Source organism: Paenibacillus sp. TCA20 (assembly GCF_000732325.1).
Lineage (GTDB): Bacteria > Bacillota > Bacilli > Paenibacillales > Paenibacillaceae > Paenibacillus > Paenibacillus urinalis.
Genome location: NZ_BBIW01000007.1, coordinates 38,977 through 63,588 on the forward strand (window position 1 = coordinate 38,977; position 24,612 = coordinate 63,588).

The following is a 24,612-nucleotide window of genomic DNA, read 5'->3' on the forward strand; positions in this document are numbered from 1 at the left end:
TGATTACTGTCTCCCCTTAACATAGATGATCGATGATTTCACTTCATAATTAAAAACAACCAAAAAAATTCCTACACGGCTATACTTAACCTTACCATGTTGGAATTCCATATAAATTATTCAGACTCCACCTTAATTTGCTTGCGGAGGTATCCATCAATGAAAGTATCCAGATCGCCGTCCATTACTGCGCCTACGTTCCCCGTCTCCACGGATGTGCGGTGATCCTTTACCATACTATAGGGATGGAATACATAGGAGCGAATCTGGCTGCCCCATGCAATTTCCGACTGTTCCCCTCGGATTTCATCCAGTTCTTTTTGCTGCTCTTCCAGTTTTCGCTCGTACAGCTTCGAACGAAGCATCGTCATGGCACGCTCACGGTTCTTGATCTGAGAGCGCTCATTCTGACACGTCACAACGACACCGGTTGGAATATGCGTAATCCGTACAGCCGAGTCCGTCGTATTGATATGCTGACCGCCGGCACCGCTCGCACGGTACGTATCGATCTTCAAATCTTCAGTCCGGATATCCACTTCTACGTCCTCTGTAATCTCGGGTACAACATCACAGGATACGAACGAGGTGTGTCTGCGGCCAGATGAATCGAATGGAGAGATTCGCACCAGACGATGTACACCCTTCTCAGCTTTGAGGTAACCATAAGCATTATAGCCCTTAATGGACAAGGTCACGCTCTTGATTCCCGCTTCGTCTCCCGGAAGGTAATCCAGCACTTCCACCTTGAAGCCGCGCTTCTCAGCCCAGCGAGTGTACATCCGAAGCAGCATTTGTCCCCAGTCCTGAGACTCCGTACCGCCTGCACCAGGATGCAGCTCCAGAATGGCATTCATCTTGTCATAAGGCTGATCCAGCAGCAGCTGCAGCTCGAACTCCTCCAGCTTGCTTACCAGGGCTTTGATCGTTTCACCGATTTCTGCCGCGATGCTCTCATCGCCTTCCTCTTCCGCCAGCTCGATCATCATGCTCGCATCATCATATTCCTGCTGCAGCTTCTTGTACTGATCGACAGAGCCCTTCACTGCATTCATCTCGGAGATGAGCGCCTGGGCTTTATCATTATCATCCCAAAAATCAGGGGCTGACATCTTCTCTTCGAAGTTTGCGATCATTTCATTCTTCAGATCTAAGTCAAAGAGACCCCCTAAGGTTGGTTAGTTTCTTGCTGATCTCGCGTAAATCCTGCTTAATGCTTGGTTCAATCATGATTCACAGATTCCTCTCTTTACTTGTAGATAAAGCCCCACTGAGACCTGGCCACGTACAGTAACACGGACAAGTCTCAGGGAGCTGTATTATTAAAACAAACCTATTTCAGATTATGCATCACGCCATCCCATGCATCCTGTGCATCACACAGGTGGGATTCTGAGCAAAACCCTTAATTTATATTATATTCTATGCCGAATTAAGAAGTTTGACCATGGCAATGTTTATATTTCTTGCCACTGCCGCAAGGACAAGGATCGTTGCGTCCGATTTGGTCTGCTACCTTCACAGGACGCTTCTCCGCAGGTTCGCCGCTTGTTGAGATCTGCTTCTCGTCCACAACCGCTTGACGCTCCTGGTTGCTCTCGATTTGAGCTCTCATGACATAAGTTGCAACTTCCTCCTGAATCGTGGAGATCATCTCGTTGAACATCGCAAATCCTTCAAATTGGTATTCGCGAAGCGGATCAGTACCGCCGTATGCCCGAAGGTGAATCCCTTGACGCAGCTGATCCATCGCATCGATATGGTCCATCCATTTGCTATCTACCGCACGAAGCACAATAACCTTCTCGAATTCACGCACCATTTCTTCCCCAATGCGCTCTTCACGGGCATCATACTTCTCCTGCACCTTGCCAAAGATGAACTCAACGATCTCTTCAACCTCTTTGCCCCATAGATCATCGCGGGTAATAGCGCCCTCTTCGAGCATCTTACTGTTCATGTAGTCTGCTACTTCCTGCAGCTCCCAGTTCTCTGGGATATCATCCGGGCAGTGAGCCTCCACATTACGCTGAATCGTTCCACGGATCATCTCCATCACGATCTGCTTGATGTTCTCAGACTCCAGCACCTCACGACGCTGCTTGTAGATGACTTCACGCTGCTGGTTCATGACATCGTCATATTGGAGAACGACTTTACGCATATCGAAGTTATTGCCCTCAACACGCTTCTGAGCGGATTCTACCGCACGCGTAATCATCTTGCTCTCAATCGGCTGATCTTCCTCGAAGCCAAGACGCTCCATCATGTTCAGTACGTTATCCGCACCAAAGCGCTTCATGAGCTCATCGCCAAGTGACAGATAGAACTGCGTCGAACCCGGATCACCCTGACGTCCGGCACGACCGCGTAGCTGGTTATCGATCCGTCTCGACTCATGACGCTCTGTACCGATGATGTGCAGGCCGCCAAGATCCGATACGCCTTCACCCAGAATAATGTCTGTACCGCGTCCAGCCATGTTGGTCGCAATCGTTACCGCTCCAGCCTGACCTGCACCGGAGATGATCTGTGCTTCCTCCGCATGGTATTTCGCGTTCAATACCTGGTGCTTCACACCTTTGCGCTTCAGCATTTCGGACAGAACCTCAGAGTTCTCAATGGACACCGTACCCACGAGTACCGGCTGATTCTTCGCATGACGTTCTACGATCTCATTCACCACGGCTCTGAACTTGCTCTCTACGCTCTTATAAACCACATCCGGGATATCCTGACGCTGGTTCGGACGGTTCGTCGGTACTTGAAGCACTTCAAGTCCGTAAATCTTCTTGAACTCTTCTTCCTCTGTCTTCGCCGTACCGGTCATCCCTGCCAGCTTCTTGTACATCCGGAAATAGTTCTGGAAGGTAATCGTCGCAAGCGTCATGCTCTCGTTCTGAACTTCGATGCCTTCCTTCGCTTCGATCGCCTGGTGCAGACCATCGCTGTAACGACGACCCGCCATTAGACGGCCTGTAAATTCGTCAACGATGACAACTTCGCCTTCTGCAACGACGTAATCGACGTCACGACGCATGATGACATTCGCCTTAAGCCCCTGCACGATATGGTGATTCAGCGTTACATGAGCTTGGTCGTACAAGTTATCAATACCAAAAGCACGCTCAGCCTTAGCAACCCCTGCTTCGGTCAGCGCTACAGATTTCACCTTAATATCTACAGTGTAATCCTCTTCAGCGACCAGCTTCTTCACGAAACGATCGGCTGCAAAATAGAGCTCTGTCGATTTCTGGGCTTGTCCGGAAATGATGAGCGGTGTACGCGCTTCGTCAACAAGGATGGAGTCCACTTCGTCAATAATGCAGAAATAGAGTGGACGCTGTACCATTTGTTCCTTGTATAGGACCATGTTGTCACGAAGGTAGTCAAACCCGTATTCGTTGTTCGTTCCGTACGTAATATCACATGCATAAGCAGCCTGCTTGGACGCATGATCCATGCCGCTGAGGTTAATCCCAACGGTCATGCCGAGGTACTCATAAATCTGTCCCATCTCCTGGCTGTCACGTTGAGCCAAATAGTCATTGACCGTAACCACGTGAGCACCCTTGCCAAGAAGTGCATTGAGATATACAGGCAGCGTTCCGACGAGCGTCTTCCCTTCCCCTGTCTTCATCTCTGCAATCCGGCCTTCATGCAGTGCAATACCGCCAAGTAGCTGTACGTCATAGTGACGTTTATTCAAGACACGCTTCGATGCTTCCCTTACAGTAGCAAAGGCTTCCGGCAGTATCTCCTCAAGGGTAGCCCCTTTCTCAATCCGTGCGCGGAACTCCTCTGTCTTCCCTTTAAGTTGAGCGTCGGAAAGCGCGGTAAATTCCGGTTCCATTTTATTAATAGTATCGACCGTCTTCATCAGACGTTTGACATCACGCTCGTTGGTGTCGCCGAAGATCTTCTTCACTAGTCCTAGCATGGTTAACCCCTTTCGTGCAAAACAGATGTTAGAATCAAACTCGGCATGCAAAGGGTAAATGTTAGGAACTTGAGTGGTTCAACTGTCATTCAAAGTTCTTACATGCACAAGCTGATGTTCATATCGAATCATTCATAACATTTCTACGCATATTCAAATCAAGGTGAATCCACTTCATCACTCACGAAAACAATGAATTAGATTCAGCGGTGAATCAATTTCATAAATCATAAACAAAGGTATTATGAAATTGATTCTAGTATACATAAAAATGGTTTTGCCTAAATTGTAACAGTTTGTCAAGGCTGTCGCAACAAGGGCAGGCCCTTTATTTTCACCGAATTCCGCTATTAAAATGAGCAGTGAAACTCATCACAGCCCTAGCCCATCATCCGGTAAGACTCTGTATATATAGACGCATGAGCCTAATATTTAGTTTCGCTATATGACGAAGACATTATGTGGAAAAATACAAAAAAGAGCCCCTGCTCATCAAAGAGAGGGCTCTTGGTTATTTTCTAGTTCGATCAAATTTTTAAATAATCCTTACCAGTACCTGCACGCAACATTCACAATCGTTTCAGTCAACCTTAGATTAAGTTGAAATCAAACCGGCTGAATGCAATAAGATTTAAATGGTACTTACTCATTCTTGTTCAATAAGACCGTACTTGCCGTCATTACGCTTGTACACGACGCTAACTTCATTATTCTCAATATTGGAGAATACAAAGAAGTTATGGCCGACCATGTTCATCTGTAAAATGGCTTCCTCCACATCCATCGGCTTCAGGAAGAATTTCTTCGTACGGACCACTTCTAGATCATCATATTCACTGTCCAGCTCCTCATCGGTAACTGGGGACGGGCTGGCAGGAACATTTTCAACAAAAAACGTCTTCAAATTATCTTCTTGACGGAATTTGCGGTTGATCTTCGTCTTATGCTTCCGGATCTGACGTTCAAGCTTCTCCACCACAGCGTCAATGGAAGCGTACATGTCAGTACTCTCGTCTTCTGCGCGAAGGACCAGACCTTTCATCGGAATCGTAACCTCAACAGTGTGGAACCCGCGGTTTACATTCACGCTGAGCGTCACATTGCCATCAGAGGTTAGAGGTTCATCGAAATACTTCTCTAGCTTGCTAAGCTTCTTGTCGACGTAATCTTTCAAAGCATCGGTAACCTCGATTTGTTGACCTCGAATACTCAAATTCATAGGGCAATTCCTCCTTTTCCTTTGCACCTCGATTATAACATGTTTATTAGGCCAATGTAAAAAGAATGAAGGCGTTTTACACACATCTAACACAAAGTTATGACAATTGTATGAGGAGCGTTTGAAGCGAGCAGGAATCGGTTAAATGTTCTGTTAGCCTTGTGAAATGAGAAGAAATCTGCTGATTTTTGGCGGAGACTTTCGCTTATTTTGTCGGAAATTTAATATAATGTGAAATTAAAATTTCTGGTCATGCAAGAAAATAAACTTCAGATCTCGGTAAAGTAAGGATCAAGTTGTCTTAGATGGGGCCGAGACTCTGAGAGTACACATCCTGGGGGGGAATATAGCCCTTAAGGTACTATTCAGTGATGTTCAAATATAATCCATTGAGATATATGCAATGCTGCATGAATAGCTATGAATAGTAGCACCTGGCAATAATAGAGGAGATTGAAGATTAAGTTTGAAGCTTTAGGTTCAATGCTTAAAGTTTGTTGTTTGATATTAGATACTCGAAAGAGAGCAGGCTTGTATGTGTCCCTTCATGTGTACCTTGGTACCCAAGCTAAGCGAGGAGAGATAAATCCTTCTAACGGGAACAAAAAAAACCTTGAGACAACTGTCTCAAGGTTGACGCTAGCTAAACTCAATTGTTAACCATCTAACCGTTATATGTAGGTCGGGCTAAGCCGGGATGATTATAATTTGATTACGTTAGCAGCTTGTGGTCCACGTGCGCCTTCGACGATTTCGAATTCTACGGATTGACCTTCTTCCAAAGTCTTGAAGCCTTCGGATTGGATTGCGGAAAAGTGTACGAATACGTCGCCGCCGTCCTCAGTCTCGATGAAACCATAACCTTTTTCTGCGTTAAACCATTTAACTTTACCTTGCATGCACGAACATTCCCTTCGTCATCAAATGAAGTGAGCTTGGCTCACAACTCCGACTATACCATCCAAACTTATCCATTGTCAATTGGAAAAGAAAATGATTACCTTCTAATATATGACATAATAATGTTAATATTTTGTCGAACTTTGAGACAAAAAGATCTAATCACAAACAAATTATAAAGTCAGTAAATCAGAAAACATCACATTAAAACCGACTGAAAGAACCCCATCAAGAGGGGTCCTCCCGCCAGAATAAATAAACTTTGTACGCTATAACCGGAAAGTATTTTACACTATTCTGGTTTAAGTTCAGCATTATTTTCAGTACTAGCTGAGTCTGTTTCTGATGCTTCTTCTGAACTAGTGTCTACATCTGATTGAACATCACTCTCTGCACCAGTTTGCGGATCCGATTCCGGATCTATTACTATCTCTGACTCGGGAGCTGTTTCCGGTTCAGTTATGGCTTCAATATTCTCGTTATTAGATACATCCGATTCAGGAGCAATAGTGTTGCTAGAATTTATATAGTAGTGCACCTGAGCTTCTTTTGTAGTTGAGAATAATTGAGTTTCACCTGTCTGAATAGTTCCTGTAATTTCATCTTCCCATACTGTTGGTTGATGATATGTTTCTGTTGTATTAACAAAAGTGGCACTGCTTACGTTCAGTTGAGGAGTGTTCGGCACATTTACACCCTGGGAGGACTCAATTCCACCGAAGAAGTTCCCACTCACATCAATGGTCCCTTTTAATTCTACAGAAGAACCATTAACTAACAGCCCCGCATCTCCTCTGGTAAGCTTCACATCTTGTATCGTTACACCTGTCGTATTGTACACTTGAAGAACATAGTTAGAATCCCACAATACGTCGTTCCCTGTTAATTCAATCGTATGATTCTGTCCATCAATTGTTACTGCACGGCTTACAACGAACCTTTTATCTGTCGCGATATCAGATGCCAGTCTAATCTTGACGATGCTGTCATCTCCTAGCGCTGCTCTAAAATCATCTGCCGTTGAAACTTCTGTTATTGTTGCTGGATCTTCTGTATTCTTCACTTCCAGATAATACTGTGGCTGATTTTTCAAAGTAATCAATGTGAACTGATCTTCACCTGTTAAGATCGTATCTGTGATCTGATCTTCCCATAGTGTTGGTTTCCCAAATGCTTCTGATGAATTAATCAATTTGGCAGTGCTTACGTTCAGTTGAGGAGTGTTCGGCACATTTACACCCTGGGAGGATTCAATTCCGCCGAAGACGTTCCCACTCACATCGATGCTGCCTTTTAATTCTACAGAAGAACCGTTAACTAACAGCCCCGCATCTCCCCCGGTGAGCTTCACATCTTGTATCGTTACACCTGTCGTATTGTACACTTGCAGAACATAATTGGAATCCCATAATTCGTCGTTCCCTATTAATTCAATCTGATGATTCTGTCCATCTATTGTCACCGCACGGCTTACAACGAACCTTTCGTCTGTCTCGATATCAGATTTCAGTCTGATTTTGATTATACTAGCATTATCTAATGCTGCGCTAAAATCATCTGCAGTTGAAACTTCAGCTATTGTTGCTGGATCTTCTGCATTTTCCTCTTTGAGATAATACTGTGGCTGATCTTTCAAAGTAATCAATGTGAACTGACCACTTGTTGATATAGTTCCTGTAATTTTATCCTCCCACAGTGTTGGTTGCCCAAATGCTTCTGTTGTATTAACCAAAGTAGCGCTACTTACGTTCAGTTGAGGATTGCTCACCAGCCCTTTACCCTTGGAGGATTCAATACCGCCGAAGAAGTTATCACTCACATCGATGGTCCCTTTCAATTCTACAGAAGAACCATTAACTAATAACCCCGCATCTCCACCAGTAAGCTTCACATCTTTGATGATTACACCTGTCGTATCGTATACCTGGAGAACATAATTGGAATTCCACGCTTCGTCGTTCCCTGTTAATTCAATCTGATGATTCTGTCCATCAATTGTCACCGCTCGGCTTACTACTATCTTTTTATCAGTTGTGAAACTATCTACTAGCTTAATAGTGGACTTGTTTGTATTCAGTAGTGCTTCTTCAAATTCTATAAGTGAGGATACTTTAGCTACACTCGAGTCAACAATTTCAATGGTTTGAGTTATTGCTCCGCTCGAAACGGTAACTACCACATTTCCTTCGCTGGCTTCTGTTCCTTGGGCTACAATGACTGTTACCCCTGTCAATCCAAGGGAAGAAATTGCTTCATTTACTTTCACTACTGTTGTTTCCACATCCGTGTCCCACTCTAAATTTAGCCCCTCGATTGCTTCTATCGCATCTGCTACTTTCTCTTCATCCGTTTGTCCATCCGGTATATCTGGATTAGTTCCTCCATCACCTGGAGATGTATCTCCACCAGATCCTCCGCCATTTGAACCACCGCTACTTGTACCGCCACCACTTGATGCCGGAGGAGTTGCTGGTAAAACCACATTGTCTTTTTGAGAACCGTCTATTTGGAGCGGCTTAGTCTGGAATGATGATCCCTTTGCTCCTTCGTTTACGGTAGCTTTACTAATTGTCCCGGAACCTAACAATTTCGTAATCGCATCAAGTACGAGCTGAGCAATTTGAGCGTTGTTGCTTACAGTGATTTGGCTGTTGACTGCAGCTTTATCCACTTGGAAACTCTCGATAAACCCACCGTCAAGCCCAACCGATACAGAAGCAGCATACAAACCAACATCATCAAAAGTTCCGTTCAATGCCACCTGACTGCCAGCCGGTAAAATTTCAGACAATTCAACGTCAGTAAAGCCAGCTCCTGTAACGTTATGTTCTTCAACCTTTACTGATGATTGAACAATAACATTCTCTGCTGTCGTCGTTCCTTCTGCAACAATACGAACCGTGCCATCCTTTTTATTCACTACAACATTCAGCAGTACAGAATCCACAAAATGGATGGAGTTTTCACCGCCGCCTTCTACATTGGTTGTACCATGCACTTTTACATTCTGAATTGTGACATCTCCAGCTCCAATACCTTCAGCAAACAGAAGACCCCCTTTAATCTCTGTGTTCACGAGCGTGACATCAGGTACATTGATAATTACATTTCCTTCAATAACTGTCGTTTCCTCTTCAGAACCATAAGTTCCTGCGAGATCATATGTAACGGTGTTCAATTCTATTTTACTTGCTAATGCATTCTCAATCAGCACCACAGCTTCCGCTCTTGTAAGCGATCGAAGTGGAGCGAATGTTCCATTAGGGTATCCTTCCATCACTTCATGCTCGACAACAGATGCAACTGAGGCCTTCCCCCATCCAGCAATCGTATCTTGATCTGTATATTGGTTTAACGCATCGTAATTATCGCTCTTCACATTCAACAATTTCGAAATCATGGCAGCTGCTTCTTGTCTTGTTACATCAGCACCTGGACGGAACGTATTATTCTCGTAACCTTGCACATAACCTGCTTGGACTGCAGATGCGATATCTGTGTATGCCCAGTTTGATGGGGATAAATCATCGAAGGATAATGAAGCCTGTTCTGAATATCCAAAAATTCTATTTACCAACGAAACAAACTCTGCCCGAGAAATAGACTTGTTTGGTTTAACAGAACCATCTGCATATCCTGTTAGATGACCTTCATTCATCCAATGCTGAAGCTGGCTTTGCGCCCAATGACCTTGAATATCATTTGTTCCCGTTGTTGCTGCACTAACTGAACCTACGGTGCCAAGGGCCATACTAATACTCAATAATCCTGTGACTGTACCACGAACTTTTTTACCCACAATTTCTCCTCCTGTTAAATAAGATCGATATAGTAATCAGGCTTAGATAAATCTTAAGTCTCATATTTTTTCTTGAATAAACACAATTCCTAAATAAATAAATCTAAAGACCTGATTCTTAAGAACTATATAACAAGGGATATTCTACCATCTAATAGAAATATTTTCTAGTGTTTTTTGTATAATTATGTATTTAATTCACATTTTATGTCGTAAAAAAAGAGACTATCAAACAAGTCCTCTTGTTTAATAGTCCCTATCATTTTATTTGCGACGATCCAGCAGTAAACTATCTGCGCTGTACGGATTCTCATAGGCGTTACGCTGAGCTTTGATCCGATTACGCTGTTGAAGCCAATCCTGAGCTTCTTTTTTAAGGTCACTCATCTTGTTAACTATGATTTCATCCTTACTTAGCAGCACTTTCAGTCTCTGTTCATCCTCTGTATCCATTCTATTCTGGACAACTTCAACCAGTATGGAATCTACGACTCTCTGACGTTTCTCAACAAAACTCTCTACTTCTTCATAACCGACTTCATCAATGCGAATGAGAAACGCTGAAGTTAAGATCTCCAGTTCACTTATTAGCTGCTTCATATGTTGAACCTGTCATTACTAATTTACTTGCTGTTAGCCATGTATCTCTTAAATCAGTGAGCATATCCAGTGCTTCCTGCGCAGGCTCCAGTGACTTCTTAATGTTCGCTTGCACCAGCAAGTGGTTCATATATTCATATAGGGAATACAGACTCTTAGAAACTTCAAAGTCCTGATTCAAGGTAGACATTAACTCGCTGATAATCGTCTGTGCTTTGCCTAGATTCGTATTCACCTGCTCTAGATCCTTCTCTTCCAACCCTTTCATTGATGCACGAACGAATCGAATAGCTCCATCATACAGCATAATGACTAGTTGAGCTGGGTTAGATGTTTGTACAGAGGACTGACGATATTTCTCATATGGGCTTGCTATCATTGTTATTCCTCCTACATATTCTCTCTAGTTACTAAGAGAAGAAGCTTGTGAGACTTGAAGACTGTGAATTATATTTGCTTATCGCGGTTTCCATTGCAGTGAATTGTCTATAGTATCTATTTTCAAGATCAACCAATTTATCTTGCAGATCATCAATTCGCTTATTGTAGTCTTTGAGCTGTCTACCCATTACACTTTCTTCTTTAAAAATACTGTTCAGGTCACCTGAATACTTACTCGTTCCTGCCTTGTTAACCAATTTATCAAGAGATCCATTAATCGTCTCTGACATTTTGCTAAATATTCCGCTGGAAGAAGAACTGCCCACACCTTGGAATACCTCAGCTAGTTTTTGCGGATTGGACTGCATCGCTTGATTAAATTTCTCTTCATCCAAGTACAGCTTACCGTTCTCATAATATTGCCCTGATGTAATGCCTAATGCACTTAAATCCCCGAGTTTTTCTGTAATAATAGAGCGCATAGAAGAAATTGTGGATCTCAGAATTTCATCGTTTTTGAGCAGACCGCTCCTAGACTTCTCTTCCCATAGCTCAATATCCTTTTCTGTCATTGCACTCTTCTGTTCATCGGTCAGTGGAGCGAAATCACGATATTTCTCTTCACCCATCTTGGTATTCATGTAGCTCATTAGGGTGTTATATTCTTCAATAAAGCTTTTTACTGTAGTTAGGGCTTTCTCAGTATCTGTTTGAACAGATATATTCACGGATTTATCATTAGTCTTATCATAGGTTCCATCGCCTTTAAGAGTAATTCCAGTTACCTCCGAAAAGATTAGAGCGACTCCGTTCACGGTCAGTGAATTGGTAGAGAGATTATCATATTTTCTATCATTAATCAGAACGTGTCCATTTTGACCACTGGAGGTTTTTTCAGCCCCTCCAAACAGTGTTACTAATGACCCACCCTCGCCACCAGTATCTTCTATTACTAATTCAGCTTCAGTGCCAGTTGATTTGGATAAAATCGTAAGCTTTCCTGTTATCTCGTCAAACTGTGCTGTTGCATTTGCTGTTGAGTTAGAATTAATCTTAGAAACAACAGAAGAGATGGTGTCCGTTGCATTGAAGGTAATATCCTGACCATTAATTTTAACACTATACTTTTCAGGTAAACCTGATGCCTCACCATTCTTTCCCTTCGCTATATCACCTAAAGTTGACTTGGCTGTATAATCGCCGTCCAACTTATTCATTTCATAAGAAGCAGGCTTGGCTAAACTGACGACACTGATGGTCATCGGAATGTTCTGAGCACTAGCAGAGGCTTCAGCTTTAACAGCATTCGTGTTTCCACTAACAACAGCCTTCTGGGTGTTTAGCTCTGTAGACTTATTGTATGTCATCAATTTATTATTTCTGAAATCAAACAGTTTGCTGTTCAACTCTCTATAATTATCACGCTGCCAAGTTAGAAGCTGCTTCTGTTGAGTCAGCTTGTCTAATGGAACTCTATGGGCGGTCATTAGCGATGAAACCATTGTATCTATATCCATTCCCGAAAAACCAGAAATTCTCACGTTATTAATCCCTCCTTATATTTTCTTATCTACCAGTATCCCTGCGATTTCCATCATTTTGGCCACAAGATCCAGTGTCTTCTCAGGTGGAATCTCACGTATCAACTCCCCTGTTTCTTTATTTAAAACCTTTACCATAATATCATGGGTTTTCTCATGAATACTGATATTAAGTGTGGTTTGCGGACCTTCTAAAGCCTTTATGGCTCGTTCGATGTTTTGAATAAGGTGTTCTTGTCCAGGTGTCATCGAGTTTGATGACTTCGTAGTACTACTTGTTTGATCAGAAATTTGTTCGACAACATTCGGATAATCAACTATTTTTTGTGCGCTTGTTGTGGAGCCTGCAGATATTGATAATTGGATATTCATTAACTGGAACCCCTCCGCATTGATTTACTATTTATATCGGATAATCGAGTGCGTTGTATTAGTAAATGCAAAAAAGAGACTCTAAGAAAATTAGAGTCTCTCCATTGAAAATATAGATTAACGAAGCAATTGAAGTACGCCTTGTGGTTGTTGGTTCGCTTGAGCAAGCATAGCTTGTGCAGCTTGAGAAAGGATGTTGTTCTTCGTTTGTTCCATCATTTCTTTCGCCATGTCAACGTCACGTACACGGGATTCAGCAGCTGTCAGGTTCTCAGAAGCTGTTCCCAAGTTGTTGATTGTATGCTCAAGACGGTTTTGTACCGCACCAAGTTTAGCACGCTCGCTGGAAACTTGAGTGATCGCTTTATCAACAACGTCGATAGCTTTAGAAGCATCTGCTTGAGTAGAGATGTTAAGAGCTGCTTCAGCCATTACGTCATTTGTACCGTTTGTAACACTATTTTCTTTTGTGAATCCAGCTTGTCCAGCGTTACCAGTGATGCCCAGTGCAGCAGAACGAACATCATTGATTGTCAGGGACATGGATTGACCCGTGTTAGCACCGATTTGGAACTTAGTAGAGAAGCCAGATCCTTGTGCGCCAGGTCCAACTACTTGTTCTACGTTTTTAACAGCGTCAAGATCAGCTGCCCCAAAGCCAACTGCTGCTAACGGGTTACCTGTTCCTTCAGTCAATTCAAGGTCTTTTCCAGATTCAGAGATGAATTGGATCTCGTTATCTGCAGAAAGTGAAGCAGATACCTTTCCATCTAAACCTGCTTCTTGAAGAGCTGCGTTCAAGTCTTTTACAAGATCTGCTCTAGCTGCACTTGCAATATTTTCATCATCGTTATCAATATCATAAGTTTTAGCATCTGGACCAAGACTTACTTCAACAGCACTTTCAGATCCTACTTGAATTTTGAAAGTAGAGTCAGCAGCTATTGCTACATCTGCAGTAAGTGCACCTGTTGCTTCAAGACCTGCACGTTCAACTGTAGCAGGTGTTCCCTTAACTTCAGTTCCGGTAGCCGCAGCATCCTCAAAACCTAACATTATAGCGGCAGCATCATCATCAGCCGTGATTGTAATACTGCTAGTATCACCAGAAGATTTAGTAGTAAAGCTAATGGAATCTCCATTATCTTTAATATCAACCAAATCAGATAGTTTAGTGCCTCCAGAAGTCACATTTTTCAATTGTTCGATCAGTTGATCTTTAGTGATAGCAGTTGATTCATCGATGTCAGCTGTACCAGCATCATCAGCTACACTAAAGTCTTTTGCAAGAATGGAAGTGATATCAAATGTTGTGCCATCTACTTTAATAGTGGCCTTAGTTAGTCCAGAAGCATCCCCGTTACCAACAAAAGTAGTATCTCCAACAATTGATGCACTTTCAGCTTTAGTCAGCTTAGCGCTGTCGTTAGAGCCCATACCGCCATTCAGTAATTTCTGAGTATTGAACTCAGTTGTGTTACCGATACGGTTGATTTCGGAAGTCAATTGGTTCATTTCGTCTTGCAGAGCTTGACGGTCAGAATCTGTGTTCGTACCGTTAGCAGATTGGTTAGAGATCTCACGCATACGTTGCAGGATGGAGTGAGTTTCGTTCAATGCACCCTCAGCTGTTTGGATCATAGAGATACCATCTTGAGCGTTACGGGATGCTTGATCGAGACCACGGATTTGTCCGCGCATTTTTTCAGAAATTGCAAGACCTGCAGCGTCATCGCCAGCACGGTTGATACGAAGACCGGAAGACAATTTCTCGATATTTTTGCTAGTGTTATCTGTGTTAATAGACAGTTGGCGGTGAATGTTCAACGCCGAAATATTGTGATTGATAATCATGTTATAATTTCCTCCCTGAAATAAGTAAGTTCCCACGTCCATGTGGAACGCCCGAGGCGAAAGGTCGGCCGCCCTTGCCTTAAGCGCTTATAACATATATCGACGATCATCACGTTATTTTTAATAGTATTGCAAAACTTTAACCATTATTTTTTTTATCAAATGAACCTTGAAACTGAGCCATCAACGCCTGCACATGATCCTTCGCTGGAGCGGCAGATTGTTTGTTTGCTTCTTGAATGGAAACATAGACCTCTTTGCGAAAAATATCAACTTCAGAGGGCGCGGAAATGCCAATTCGTACGTTATCTCCCTCCACTCCAAGCACTGTTATTTCAATTTGGTCTCCGATCATTATGGACTGACCCCGTTTGCGGGAAAGCACCAGCATATTATTCTCCCTCCTTCGCAAATAGCTGTTCCGCGGCAGACAACTCACTAAGCTTGTGGCGTGTTACGTAAGCTGTATCATGCAACACGATTTGCTTGCCTTGGCGGTTAATGGGATTAATCACAATAGGTGCTAACAAGTTAATGCTTGAATCACTCAAAGATACTCCAGTTGTCACGATGCATAATACGTTAACTTCTTCGTCTATCTGGAGCTCTGCAGCCTCATGCTGTGGTAATTCAAACTCATATTGCGGTTCAAATAAAAATGGATCTGCGAGCAAAAAGGACAGACCCGGCTCTTGCACGGATTGCATCATATGGAACGGGCTATTCTCATAGGGGAGAATGGCGAACGTTGTCTCTTCTTCAAAACCTGGAATTCCTCGATGAAACTGTACAATCTGATCTTCCTGCACCTCAATCTTTCCCCAAGATGAGGTTTCAATTATCATTGTCATGTTGTTCTCTCCTTTGTTACATAAACTAAAAGAGCTACAGATATGGCCATCGCCTCTCCATAGCTCTTATATTACACGGTTTGATCCATTTCGGGTGGTATAAACTGGACCGAAGGATATTGCATCATATAAATGTCGAGTTTCCCTCTATTATATTCAATCTCCGGCTTATTCACCTGCACATTAAATTCAACAGGACTCCGTTCAATTTCAATATCCACCGGTCTTACATTGAATCGTACATCTACATTATCAAATGACGCCTCGCCTCTAAACTCACCCAACACAGGCAGCCGCTGGCTCTTGCCATACACCTCAGCCACCGTATTTCCCGGTTTGAAGAACTCCGCCATTCGGTTTCCTTGTTCCACACGCTTAGCAATTCCTTCAAGAAAGATCTGCTTCACATTAGAGTACAATCGCTGCGTCATTTCTAAATGCGGGCCTCCCGTAAAAGCTGCTCTTGCTCGTGAAGAATCTACAGTAAGTTCAGGTTGATGTTGGTCAATCGTCATTACAGCAGGCTTACTCACGATCTGCAAATCTGCCTTTGGCTGTCTCATCGAGTATTGTCCTGGATCTGCGTCGATCCCGATTTGAGCTTGCTGCTGTCTAATCTGCAGCATAGGGATTGTGCTCATAATGTATCCCTCCTGTTTATCTTAGGAAGTCAACTAGAGAAGAAGAGATAATCTTAGACCCGACCGAGAGTGTCGCATTATAAATGTTTTCCTGAATCTGAGACTGTATGGCAAGCTCGGCATAGTCTGCATCTTCCGTCTTAGCCTGCAGGCTAGTCAAGTTATATTCCATGTCTCCGAGTCTATTCTGCATCAGTTCAACTCTATTCGTCTTTGCACCAACACCTGCCTGAGCAGCCAACAGTTTCTCAACACGGGTATCAATTTGCTCCAATTCCGCCGACACACTTTCCAGATCCCCATCAGCCAGAGCTTGGCTTAAACGGTCTGCGATTGCAAATACGTTATCCGTTTCTTCTGATGAACCCATTACCTCATTCCCGTTGACGTTAATGGCCATTTGAATCCCAGAACCTACGGTGTAACTAACCTCTCCGGTATCTATCATTCCAGAGGTCATACCAGATGTGTCTGAGATACCGTTGGCATCTCTAGGAAAATCGTATGGCTTCTCGTTGTATGTCTGCCCATTCAATATATATTTTCCGTTTAACTGACTGTTACCAATATCAATTAACTGCTCTTTTAATTGGTTAACCTCAAGACGTATACTTTCCAATGCATCCTGAGGATTAGAACCTGTTGAACCCTTAACCGTTAGCTCACGCATCCGCTGCAGTACTTCATTCGTTTGTGATACAACCGTATCCGTATAATCCAACCAAGAAAGTGCGGAATCTACATTGCTTTGGTACTGCTCATTCGAATTAAGCTCTGTACGATATCTAAGTGCATATGTAATGCCTACGGGATCATCTGAAGGCTTGTTAATCTTCATCCCTGTGGACATTTGGATCTGTGTATCGTTCATTTGCTTCGCATTGCGGTTAATGTTATTCATGAGTGTGCTGGACATCATATTTGAGGTCACTCTAAACATCATAAAGCCCTCCTACCAATCTATCTTATCTTCCTACGGTTCCTGTGCTATTAATTAACTTATCCAACAGTTCATCAAAAGTGGTCATAAATCTTGCAGATGCGCTGTACGCATGCTGGAATTTGATCATATTACTCATCTCTTCATCTAACGACACTCCGCTGACCGATTGTCTTGAATTCTCCACTTGGATAACAAGAGATGTAGAGTTAGTTGCTTTACGATAAGCTTCCTGCGTCTGAATACCGAGCTCACCGACCATGGATTTGTAATAGTCGTTAATGGTTGTAGAATCCGTTCCACCAGGCACTGTAAAAGCTTGATCTTTCAAACTACCCATCAGATTAGCCATCGTGTTATTTCCTTTTATTGCATTGCCGTTAGCATCGACACGAAGTGAGGAAGCAATTGCGTTGGGGTTAGACTGGATAACCTGATTCAGTGTAATATTCCCAGCTGTAATTGGACCACCGTCTGTTGATATGAAGAAAGGAATACCCGCACTTGCTGAGCCATCTAGGGAATAACCCAGTTGATGCAGTCCGTTAATTCCTTGTACGGTCAGCGGTGTCTCGTTCTTAAGAACAGCTCCTGCTGGAAAGGCTTGTCCGGCAGCAACAGTGGATTCAACCCCGTTCACGGTAATAACCGTATCCTGACTAGCCACAGTACCTTCACGAATAGAAGAGCCTGCAGGAATCTTAACCGTGACGTCTCCGTTTGCAATGGTATTCGCGAGTTGATTCAGGTCATTCTGGAAGCCGGTTACGAATTGATCCCGGGATACGATCATCCCGTAGACTTCCCCACCTGTAAGATCACCAGCAGCATAAGCATCGGTAAGAAGGTCGCTAGTCACCTGAGTAACTGCGGTTCCGTTGACCAGTTCTTGTCCGCCGATGGAGATGTTGTATCCTTGTTCATTCTCTGTTACCGTCACGTTCGCAATCTTGGACAGTTTATCTGTTAAGAGATCACGCTGATCTCGAAGATCATTCGCATTGTCCCCTAGTGACTCAATTCGGGATATCGTTTGATTTAATTCGCCTATAGAAGTGATGTATCCCTGAATTTCTTGTGCTTTCACGCCAACATTATTCGTAAGATCCTGACTTAAGCCGTTCAGCTGATTACTCATCAGATTCATGGCATCAGTTAAGGCAAGAGCCGTCTCTTTGACAATATTACGAGCGGTCAGATTCTCAGGGTCTTTGCTCAGATCAGACCATGCCCCCCAGAAGTTGTCCAGCACCGTTTGAAGTCCCGTATCGGAAGGCTCGGTCATAATCCCCTGAATTTTATCAAGCGTATCATACTGAACTTCCCAATTCCCTAGACTGGAGTTCTCACTGCGGTATTGGCTGTCCAAGAATCCTTGGCGAACACGTTCAATCGCAGAGAACTCGACCCCAGATCCAAGCTGCCCCGGATTGGTAGACCTAAGAAACGCAAGCGGTTCCATTGGGGAAGAGGCTGTCATTTTGACGACTTGTCTTGAGTACCCCTCCGTATTTGCGTTCGAAATATTGTGGCCTGTCGTATTCAGTGCAGCGGTCTGTGTAAATAAACTCCGTTTGGCTGTTTCTATTGAATGAAAGGTTGAAACCATTGTGTAATCCTCCTATTTAAGCACGAGAGTCAAATAATCCGAATTGTCCCATCATACTCTGACGTTGATCCGGGTGCTGGTATACGGGTGCCTGGGTCGGTTTATCTACGAGCACATCCAGCGAATAATCAATGAAAGCAAGGGACTGCTCTACCAATCTCTGATTGAGATCATTCACTTCCTTGAGCTCTCTTAAGGTATTGCTTAATTCATTCTGAACCTCTTGCAGTCTTCTTTTATCCTCTACATCAAAGACGAGACGCGAGATTTCGGAGATGTTAAGATTCAGCTTCGATTTGATTCCCCGTTCCAGTAAAAAAGCGCCTACAGCCTCGCTCCGCTCAGCCTCCTGACTCTGAATCTGCTTCATAATCATCGATTCTTGATTCAATAGCTTGATGAGCGTATCCGTATCATTTTTTACAATAGCTTCTCGTTTTACTTCGGCCGTATGCAGCATTTGACGATGAGTGACAATTAATTTCTGGAGTGCAACAATCAATTGATTTAAGGACATATTGTTTGGCTTCTCCTATTTCTCCGAGCTCGGTTTAAAATACGGCATCATGCGTTCTGCCAGCTGTTCTGTGTCGACCTTATATGTTCCTGAAGCGACCTGTTGCTTCAGTTCCTGAATGCGCTGTGCGCGTTCGCTGCTATTCACTTGTTCCTGCTGCTTGAGCATTTCCATAGCTTCAGGCGAGATGGATACCTCATCCTTACGCTTGCTCTTCTTATTTTCGGTCTGTTGACCGGATTCTATATTTCTCGAATAAGAGTTAATCGCTCCAATTCGTCCGGATTCATTAATCTTCATAATGAACACCTGCTTTCATAAGAATTTAGGATCAAGAATCGTCCTAAAATAAAAAACCGATAATCTTTACTAAAGTTATCGGTAGAGGTTGAAACATTGTTTATAGACTATGTCTGAAATGAGTCATGCATCCTAAGAACGCTTGAATTTGTCGATTGCATTGTAGGCACCAGAGCCTAAAGTGGAGGAGTCCTTCCGACTAACCTCCTGGGTTGCACCCGTCAATTCCTTGGTCAAACGCGCACGACAGCCGTCACACATATGACCTTCCCGGATAAGAGTTCCGCATACCTCACAAGGATACATCATGTTTGGAGCATCGACGATCGAAATTCGTCCTTCTCTAATAAACTTCGTAATCTGTTTAATAGATATGCCTGTGGCTTCAGATAATTGCTGTATATTTGCACCTTTTTCTACACGCAGGTATTCCACACAATCATAATATTGCTGTTCAATCTCTTTCAGACACGACGGACAAGCCTCCATCACATTCAGTACATACAGCTTGCCGCAGCGAGGACAATTACCGACATTCATCCTCTTTACGCCCCCTTTTATATAGACAACCATTGCTGTTGACATTATAACCTACTTGATTTTCACTTGTCATCCAAGTGAGCACCTTACTATATATATATCGGCGTGAACACCATTAAAATAAAGCAGATATCCCTACATCCCAAACTCAAGAAATAATTCCCATATGGAATAGACAAATATAATTTAAGAACGAGCCCAGCATAATGCATAAATACGAATATCCAATCCCAATTCTACTTCCCACTTCTTGAGAATCCGACTACACGCTTCAATTGTACTTCCTGTCGTATAGACATCATCTATTAATAGAAGATTTAGAATGGGCTTATTCTGATGCGTGCTTTGAGCACTTCGAAAATGCGGTGTACCTAAGCCTTGCGTGCTTTGGTTATTCAGCATGTTATACATAAGATGTACTCTATTTTCCTGTATCGACCTGTTTGATTTTTGCGAGATATACATTCGATACGCGTGTAGCTCATCTGTTATATCTCTATCCACCTCAAAAGCATACTGCATGGAGACTTCTCTTTCTCTTCGTCCCTTGAAGCTCTGCTTCTCTGTATGCTTGGTTCTCTGCAGTAAAGAAATTACGGGTAACCCTTGATATTTCGATAGCTCGACGGCCATCCGCTCGGCCTGATTAAATCCCCGCTCCATAAGTCGCTCATGACTTACAGGCACATAGGTTATTACATCGGCTCGCCAGAGATCTGACCTGTACTTGTTTAAGCTTAGAGGATTCCCCATCTGGCCAGTACTCTGTTGAAGTATTGCTGCTGAATATTCTCTCTGCATTCCCAGGTACGCCTTATTGAGCATTGCCCCGAATAATGGAGCGAATCTTTCTTTCCCCCGATACTTATATACCGCGAGCCATTCTCTCATTAACGCATCATATGCTACCGCACTTCGGTTACATTCAAAGGATCTACGGTTATGATCTTCTCTAGAGCAGTCCGGGCAGCCTATTGCCCGTCCACATTTAACACAGCGAATCTGAGTAATCCAAGGAATATAACGAACGCAGCGGTGACAGATCCCGGGCAGCTCCCTAGAGAGCGGAGCATGTGTACCACAGGCGAGACAAGTATTACCGGAAGGAGCTGCCAAGCTATGTATGAATGTAGACATACGGTTTAAAATATTCATTCTCTTCCACTCCCCTCATCTCTAAGTTCTATGAAATGTTGTAATTTAACTGTAAAGATCCACTCTCTCAGCTGAAATGGAATTTTGCAGAAATGTAAACGTCTGACGGCTGAGCCTCTGACATCCGAGGCAAGCGCCAGCTTCCTACTACATTTCGTTCAATAGAGACACGTCCGGTTACTCTATCAGATACCCGTTACGACGAGCGATGGCGTTCATCCGTTTAATCTGACTGACGGCGACTTTCTGAGCCCGATTTACTTCTGGAGCACCGAAAATGACCGTCCCAGCAGGATCATCCTTAGATCTTCCTGCTCGACCTGCCATCTGCACGAGCGATGCATCATCGAACAACCTAGTACTTGCGTCTAAGATATATACATCGCTCTTCGGTACGGTCACACCGCGTTCCAAGATGGTTGTCGTTACGAGCAAACGAATCTCTCGATCGCGAAAAGACATGACCTTCTCCCCCCGTAATGGGTCTTCTGAGGAAGTGCCTTCGACACGAATACCTGGCAGGTTATCTCTAAGCAGAGCAACAAATGAACCGATCTGCGCAATGCGAGTGATGAATAGAAACACCTGCGCTCCTCGCTCTAAGGATTGCTTAAGCCTCAGCTGAAGCTCGCGTGGCAGCTTGCGCTGCTTCAGCTGCTGCGCTACGTACGGAAGCTTCATATATTGCGGAACAGGCAGCGGGTGGCGGTGGAAGCGAACCGGCACTCTGGCATGAGCCAGCTTTCCCCGGGCTGCTTCCCGCTGCAGCTGTGCAGGCGGGGTGGCAGATAAATAGACGAAGCTGCCGCCCGGTTTGCAGCATGCTTCGGCAGCATACGCAAGCATGGGATCATTGTGGTATGGGAAGGCATCGAGCTCATCGATGATGACCAGGTCAAAGACGTGGCGGAAGCGTAGCAGCTGGTGAGTCGTAGCGAGGGTCAGCTGCCCTCGCTGCCAGCGTTCGCTGCTTCCGCCATAGAGGGTGACCCGCGCCGTGTCCGGGAAGGCGCGGGCCACCCTCGGTGCGAGCTCGAGCACCACATCGCGGCGCGGTGTGGCGACGAGCACGCTACCGCCGCTGCTGAGGATGTAATCCAGCAGCGGGTAGGTCATCTCGGTCTTGCCTGCGCCGGTCACGGCCCAGAGCAAGAACCGGCCCTTCGCCCGGGCGTCCTCACGCCGCCGGGCTAAATACGCAAGCGCCGCGCCTGTGGCTGCGCTCTGCGCCGGGCTAAGCCCCCACCGACTCACCAGATCGGTGGGGGAACCCCCGGCCGTGCCCCGCACGGCCGGAAGCGCTGCGCCTTCGAGCAGCAGCGCGCAAGAGCGGCTGCGCCCGAGCGCGAGGCAGGCCTCGCAATAGGCGCACGCCGCAGACCCGCAGGCCGCACACGCACTCTGCTGTGCGGCCATGCTGCCGCATCGGCGGCAGCGCAGCTGCTCTCGTCTGACCCAAGGCCAGACGAATCGCGCAGAGCGCGCCGCCTGCGGCGGTGCAAGGGCGGGCCTGTATCTAACCCGCCCCGCCAGATACGCCAGCTGCACTGCAGCCCGCCACTCGCTCCCTACCTCGGGAGCGGTCTCCGCAAGCAGTGCCTCTGCCTCCGGCATAAGCAGCTGTCTTCCTGCCAGCTGCTGTGCCACACGCTCTGCCTTCACTCTCAGCTGGTATATCTCATCCACTGAATTAAACCTTTGGCTACCTGCTCTCCTCTGATCTCCATGCTCTGTACTCGCAACCACTCTATACGGTCCAACTTCCAGCGTATGTGAATTGTTCCTCAACTCAGATCTCCGTGTTTCTACGCTCCCATGGGCTGCCGTCTCCGTACTCAGGCAATGCTCATACAACATCCCATCCATCTCCATTCTTGATCTTCCTCCTGGTCTAAGCATCGCTTTTCCAGCCACGGTTGATACAGTTAGGCCGGCACATTCTGTACACCCCCTCTCTCTGTACAATTCGTCCTCTAACTTAGTCTTTTGCCCCTTTGCTAAATCACCAACAATGCCTAACTTCTGCTCCCCCCATTCCTCCAGCCCGCTATGCCCAATCTGAAACTCCCTTATCTCCACACACTCGCGAAACATCCGCTCTCCTTGCTCCCCAGGCTCTGCACTGATCAGCGGAGCAAGTAAAGACTTCACCATCTCCCTCCACTGAACTTCAGTTCTCTCTGCTCCCCCACTTCCCAAAGTCCTTGTCCCGTCTTTAAATAATTCCTCTTGTACCCGATACGCCCAGGATAACGGCATAGCCTCTGAGATCATGACCACCTGCCATACTCCTGCTGGAGACGCTTCACGAAGCTGCTCTCTCCACCACAGCCAATCTACGCTCAAATGAAGTGACAGAAATATTCTCCACTCCCTGCCATTGCCGGCCCCCACACATAATCTGATCGCATATAGCCCAATTCTCATCTGATCTCCTCATTTCCCCTCATAGCTTTAGCTTCCAATTTCGACCAAATACCCATTTATGAACGCAAAAAAAGCACATACCCGGCGTATTTGCCGAAGTATGTGCTTCATACTTTTCATCTACAGTTAAATTAAACCAAAAAGATCCTATATTTACAATATTAATGACAATACCGCAACTTTTTAACGATATATTCGTCTTATAATATGATTAATGTTTAGTTACGAACGGAAATTCCGTTAGACTTGCATCGTTGCGAAGATCAACGAACTTGACCTCTTCGTACGCTGAAGGCTGTAAGGCAGATAAGCTGCTCATCGGCTCCTCACTTGCTGAGACAATGCTCAAATCCACGCCTGCCATACCACCGAGGCGGTAGAGAAGCGGAAGAGTATCATCTTTGGAATCAAGATCCATCACAGTTACTTTATGAATTGTGCCTCGAAACAGAGCGTCGATGGACAATCCGCGGATAATCCACTCCAGCTGAAGTCCATGGTTACATGTGATGAGAACATAGTGAACGGGTATGGCGGCAGGCTGCTGCTTGGTCTGTGAACGTGCGTATACATACCGAACGCATAAGGCTGTTAAGCCATAGACAAGCGCAATCCATATCAAATGTTCGATCAAATACGACTACACCTCCCTATTGCATCCATGGATGCAATTAACCGCAAAACTACTCACTTCACAGCAGCCGTGTGAATGACCAGCCGGCGGATCATGTTTATACCGCCAATATATGCGGATACCCGGGACGGTGACACAGTCAAATGAATCAGCAGAACATATGATAAATCTTATTTTTTACTAACACGATAGATTGAGCATTTAGAGCGACAGTTCCATTCGTTATGATGGGATGCGAGCCAACAATAGCGAAGATAGACCGGACTGCACGATTTCAAATGATTCTATCAAGCATACACTGAACTAAAGCATCCTCTACTCTTTGCTTTAGTTCTTTACTATACTATAGAAATGTAACATTCTATCTTTATGAAAAGAAATGTTATCTTTTC

At 44.6% G+C, this 24,612-nt stretch carries 21 protein-coding genes; all 21 read right to left on the minus strand.

Translation table 11 applies throughout. The features are described 5' to 3' along the window. Positions 1-116: 116 nt before the first annotated feature. The 21 genes from prfB to TCA2_RS14660 all read right to left on the minus strand — a co-directional run bounded on the left by prfB (position 117) and on the right by TCA2_RS14660 (position 24,220). Positions 117-1,230 (minus strand): peptide chain release factor 2 gene (gene prfB, locus TCA2_RS14560; RefSeq protein WP_152557760.1). Its coding sequence is split into 2 segments (ribosomal slippage): positions 117-1,157 and positions 1,159-1,230, totalling 1,113 coding nucleotides; the frame shifts between segments, so codons are not numbered across the junction. A 202-nt stretch (positions 1,231-1,432) separates the two neighbouring features. Then, positions 1,433-3,940, minus strand: a complete 2,508-nt coding sequence (gene secA / locus TCA2_RS14565) for a preprotein translocase subunit SecA (RefSeq protein ID WP_047912356.1) — start codon at positions 3,938-3,940, stop codon at positions 1,433-1,435. Positions 3,941-4,586: 646 nt separating this feature from the next. Next, positions 4,587-5,159: a ribosome hibernation-promoting factor, HPF/YfiA family gene (gene hpf / locus TCA2_RS14570; RefSeq protein WP_047912357.1), complete on the minus strand. Its 573-nt coding sequence runs from the start codon at positions 5,157-5,159 to the stop codon at positions 4,587-4,589. 701 nt (positions 5,160-5,860) lie between these two features. After that, positions 5,861-6,058 (minus strand): cold shock domain-containing protein, encoded by a 198-nt coding sequence (locus TCA2_RS14575; protein WP_009594275.1) that lies wholly within the window; start codon positions 6,056-6,058, stop codon positions 5,861-5,863. A 293-nt stretch (positions 6,059-6,351) separates the two neighbouring features. Continuing rightward, positions 6,352-9,858 carry an S-layer homology domain-containing protein gene (locus tag TCA2_RS26190; protein ID WP_052512022.1) on the minus strand — a complete coding sequence of 1,169 codons (3,507 nt, stop codon included), beginning with the start codon at positions 9,856-9,858 and terminating at the stop codon, positions 6,352-6,354. A gap of 264 nt (positions 9,859-10,122) precedes the next feature. Beyond that, positions 10,123-10,458, minus strand: coding sequence for a hypothetical protein (locus tag TCA2_RS14585; protein ID WP_047912358.1), 336 nt, complete (start codon positions 10,456-10,458; stop codon positions 10,123-10,125). Beyond that, positions 10,439-10,837, minus strand: coding sequence for a flagellar export chaperone FliS (gene fliS / locus TCA2_RS14590; RefSeq protein ID WP_047912359.1), 399 nt, complete (start codon positions 10,835-10,837; stop codon positions 10,439-10,441). The genes TCA2_RS14585 and fliS overlap by 20 nt, the downstream gene beginning before the upstream one ends. Positions 10,838-10,868: 31 nt before the next feature. Then, a complete protein-coding gene (fliD, locus tag TCA2_RS14595) occupies positions 10,869-12,380 on the minus strand; it encodes a flagellar filament capping protein FliD (protein WP_047912360.1) in 1,512 nt (503 codons plus the stop codon). Between the two features lie 15 nt (positions 12,381-12,395). Beyond that, entirely contained in the window at positions 12,396-12,752 is a 357-nt protein-coding gene (locus TCA2_RS14600; RefSeq protein ID WP_052512024.1) for a flagellar protein FlaG, read from the minus strand. 117 nt (positions 12,753-12,869) lie between these two features. Further along, positions 12,870-14,606, minus strand: coding sequence for a flagellin (locus TCA2_RS27885; RefSeq protein ID WP_047912361.1), 1,737 nt, complete (start codon positions 14,604-14,606; stop codon positions 12,870-12,872). A gap of 139 nt (positions 14,607-14,745) precedes the next feature. Continuing rightward, positions 14,746-14,997 (minus strand): carbon storage regulator CsrA, encoded by a 252-nt coding sequence (gene csrA / locus TCA2_RS14610; protein WP_047912362.1) that lies wholly within the window; start codon positions 14,995-14,997, stop codon positions 14,746-14,748. Between the two features lies 1 nt (position 14,998). Then, on the minus strand, positions 14,999-15,457 hold the full coding sequence (locus TCA2_RS14615) for a flagellar assembly protein FliW (protein WP_238546403.1): 459 nt from the start codon (positions 15,455-15,457) through the stop codon (positions 14,999-15,001). Positions 15,458-15,528: 71 nt separating this feature from the next. Beyond that, a complete protein-coding gene (locus TCA2_RS14620) occupies positions 15,529-16,098 on the minus strand; it encodes a DUF6470 family protein (protein ID WP_047912363.1) in 570 nt (189 codons plus the stop codon). 16 nt (positions 16,099-16,114) lie between these two features. Further along, positions 16,115-17,038, minus strand: coding sequence for a flagellar hook-associated protein FlgL (flgL, locus tag TCA2_RS14625; RefSeq protein WP_052512026.1), 924 nt, complete (start codon positions 17,036-17,038; stop codon positions 16,115-16,117). A 25-nt stretch (positions 17,039-17,063) separates the two neighbouring features. Further along, a complete protein-coding gene (gene flgK / locus TCA2_RS14630) occupies positions 17,064-18,647 on the minus strand; it encodes a flagellar hook-associated protein FlgK (RefSeq protein WP_047912365.1) in 1,584 nt (527 codons plus the stop codon). Positions 18,648-18,663: 16 nt separating this feature from the next. Beyond that, the gene (locus TCA2_RS14635; protein ID WP_047912366.1) at positions 18,664-19,164 is read right to left on the minus strand and encodes a flagellar protein FlgN; all 501 of its coding nucleotides are present in this window, start codon (positions 19,162-19,164) and stop codon (positions 18,664-18,666) included. A 15-nt stretch (positions 19,165-19,179) separates the two neighbouring features. Beyond that, positions 19,180-19,464 carry a flagellar biosynthesis anti-sigma factor FlgM gene (gene flgM / locus TCA2_RS14640; RefSeq protein WP_047912367.1) on the minus strand — a complete coding sequence of 95 codons (285 nt, stop codon included), beginning with the start codon at positions 19,462-19,464 and terminating at the stop codon, positions 19,180-19,182. Positions 19,465-19,596: 132 nt separating this feature from the next. Continuing rightward, a complete protein-coding gene (locus TCA2_RS14645; protein WP_047912368.1) occupies positions 19,597-20,004 on the minus strand; it encodes a flagellar protein in 408 nt (135 codons plus the stop codon). A 186-nt stretch (positions 20,005-20,190) separates the two neighbouring features. Next, positions 20,191-21,159 carry a ComF family protein gene (locus TCA2_RS14650; RefSeq protein ID WP_193746055.1) on the minus strand — a complete coding sequence of 323 codons (969 nt, stop codon included), beginning with the start codon at positions 21,157-21,159 and terminating at the stop codon, positions 20,191-20,193. A gap of 177 nt (positions 21,160-21,336) precedes the next feature. After that, a complete protein-coding gene (locus TCA2_RS14655; RefSeq protein WP_052512030.1) occupies positions 21,337-23,586 on the minus strand; it encodes a DEAD/DEAH box helicase in 2,250 nt (749 codons plus the stop codon). A 211-nt stretch (positions 23,587-23,797) separates the two neighbouring features. Beyond that, positions 23,798-24,220 carry a hypothetical protein gene (locus TCA2_RS14660; protein WP_052512032.1) on the minus strand — a complete coding sequence of 141 codons (423 nt, stop codon included), beginning with the start codon at positions 24,218-24,220 and terminating at the stop codon, positions 23,798-23,800. Positions 24,221-24,612 lie beyond the last annotated feature (392 nt).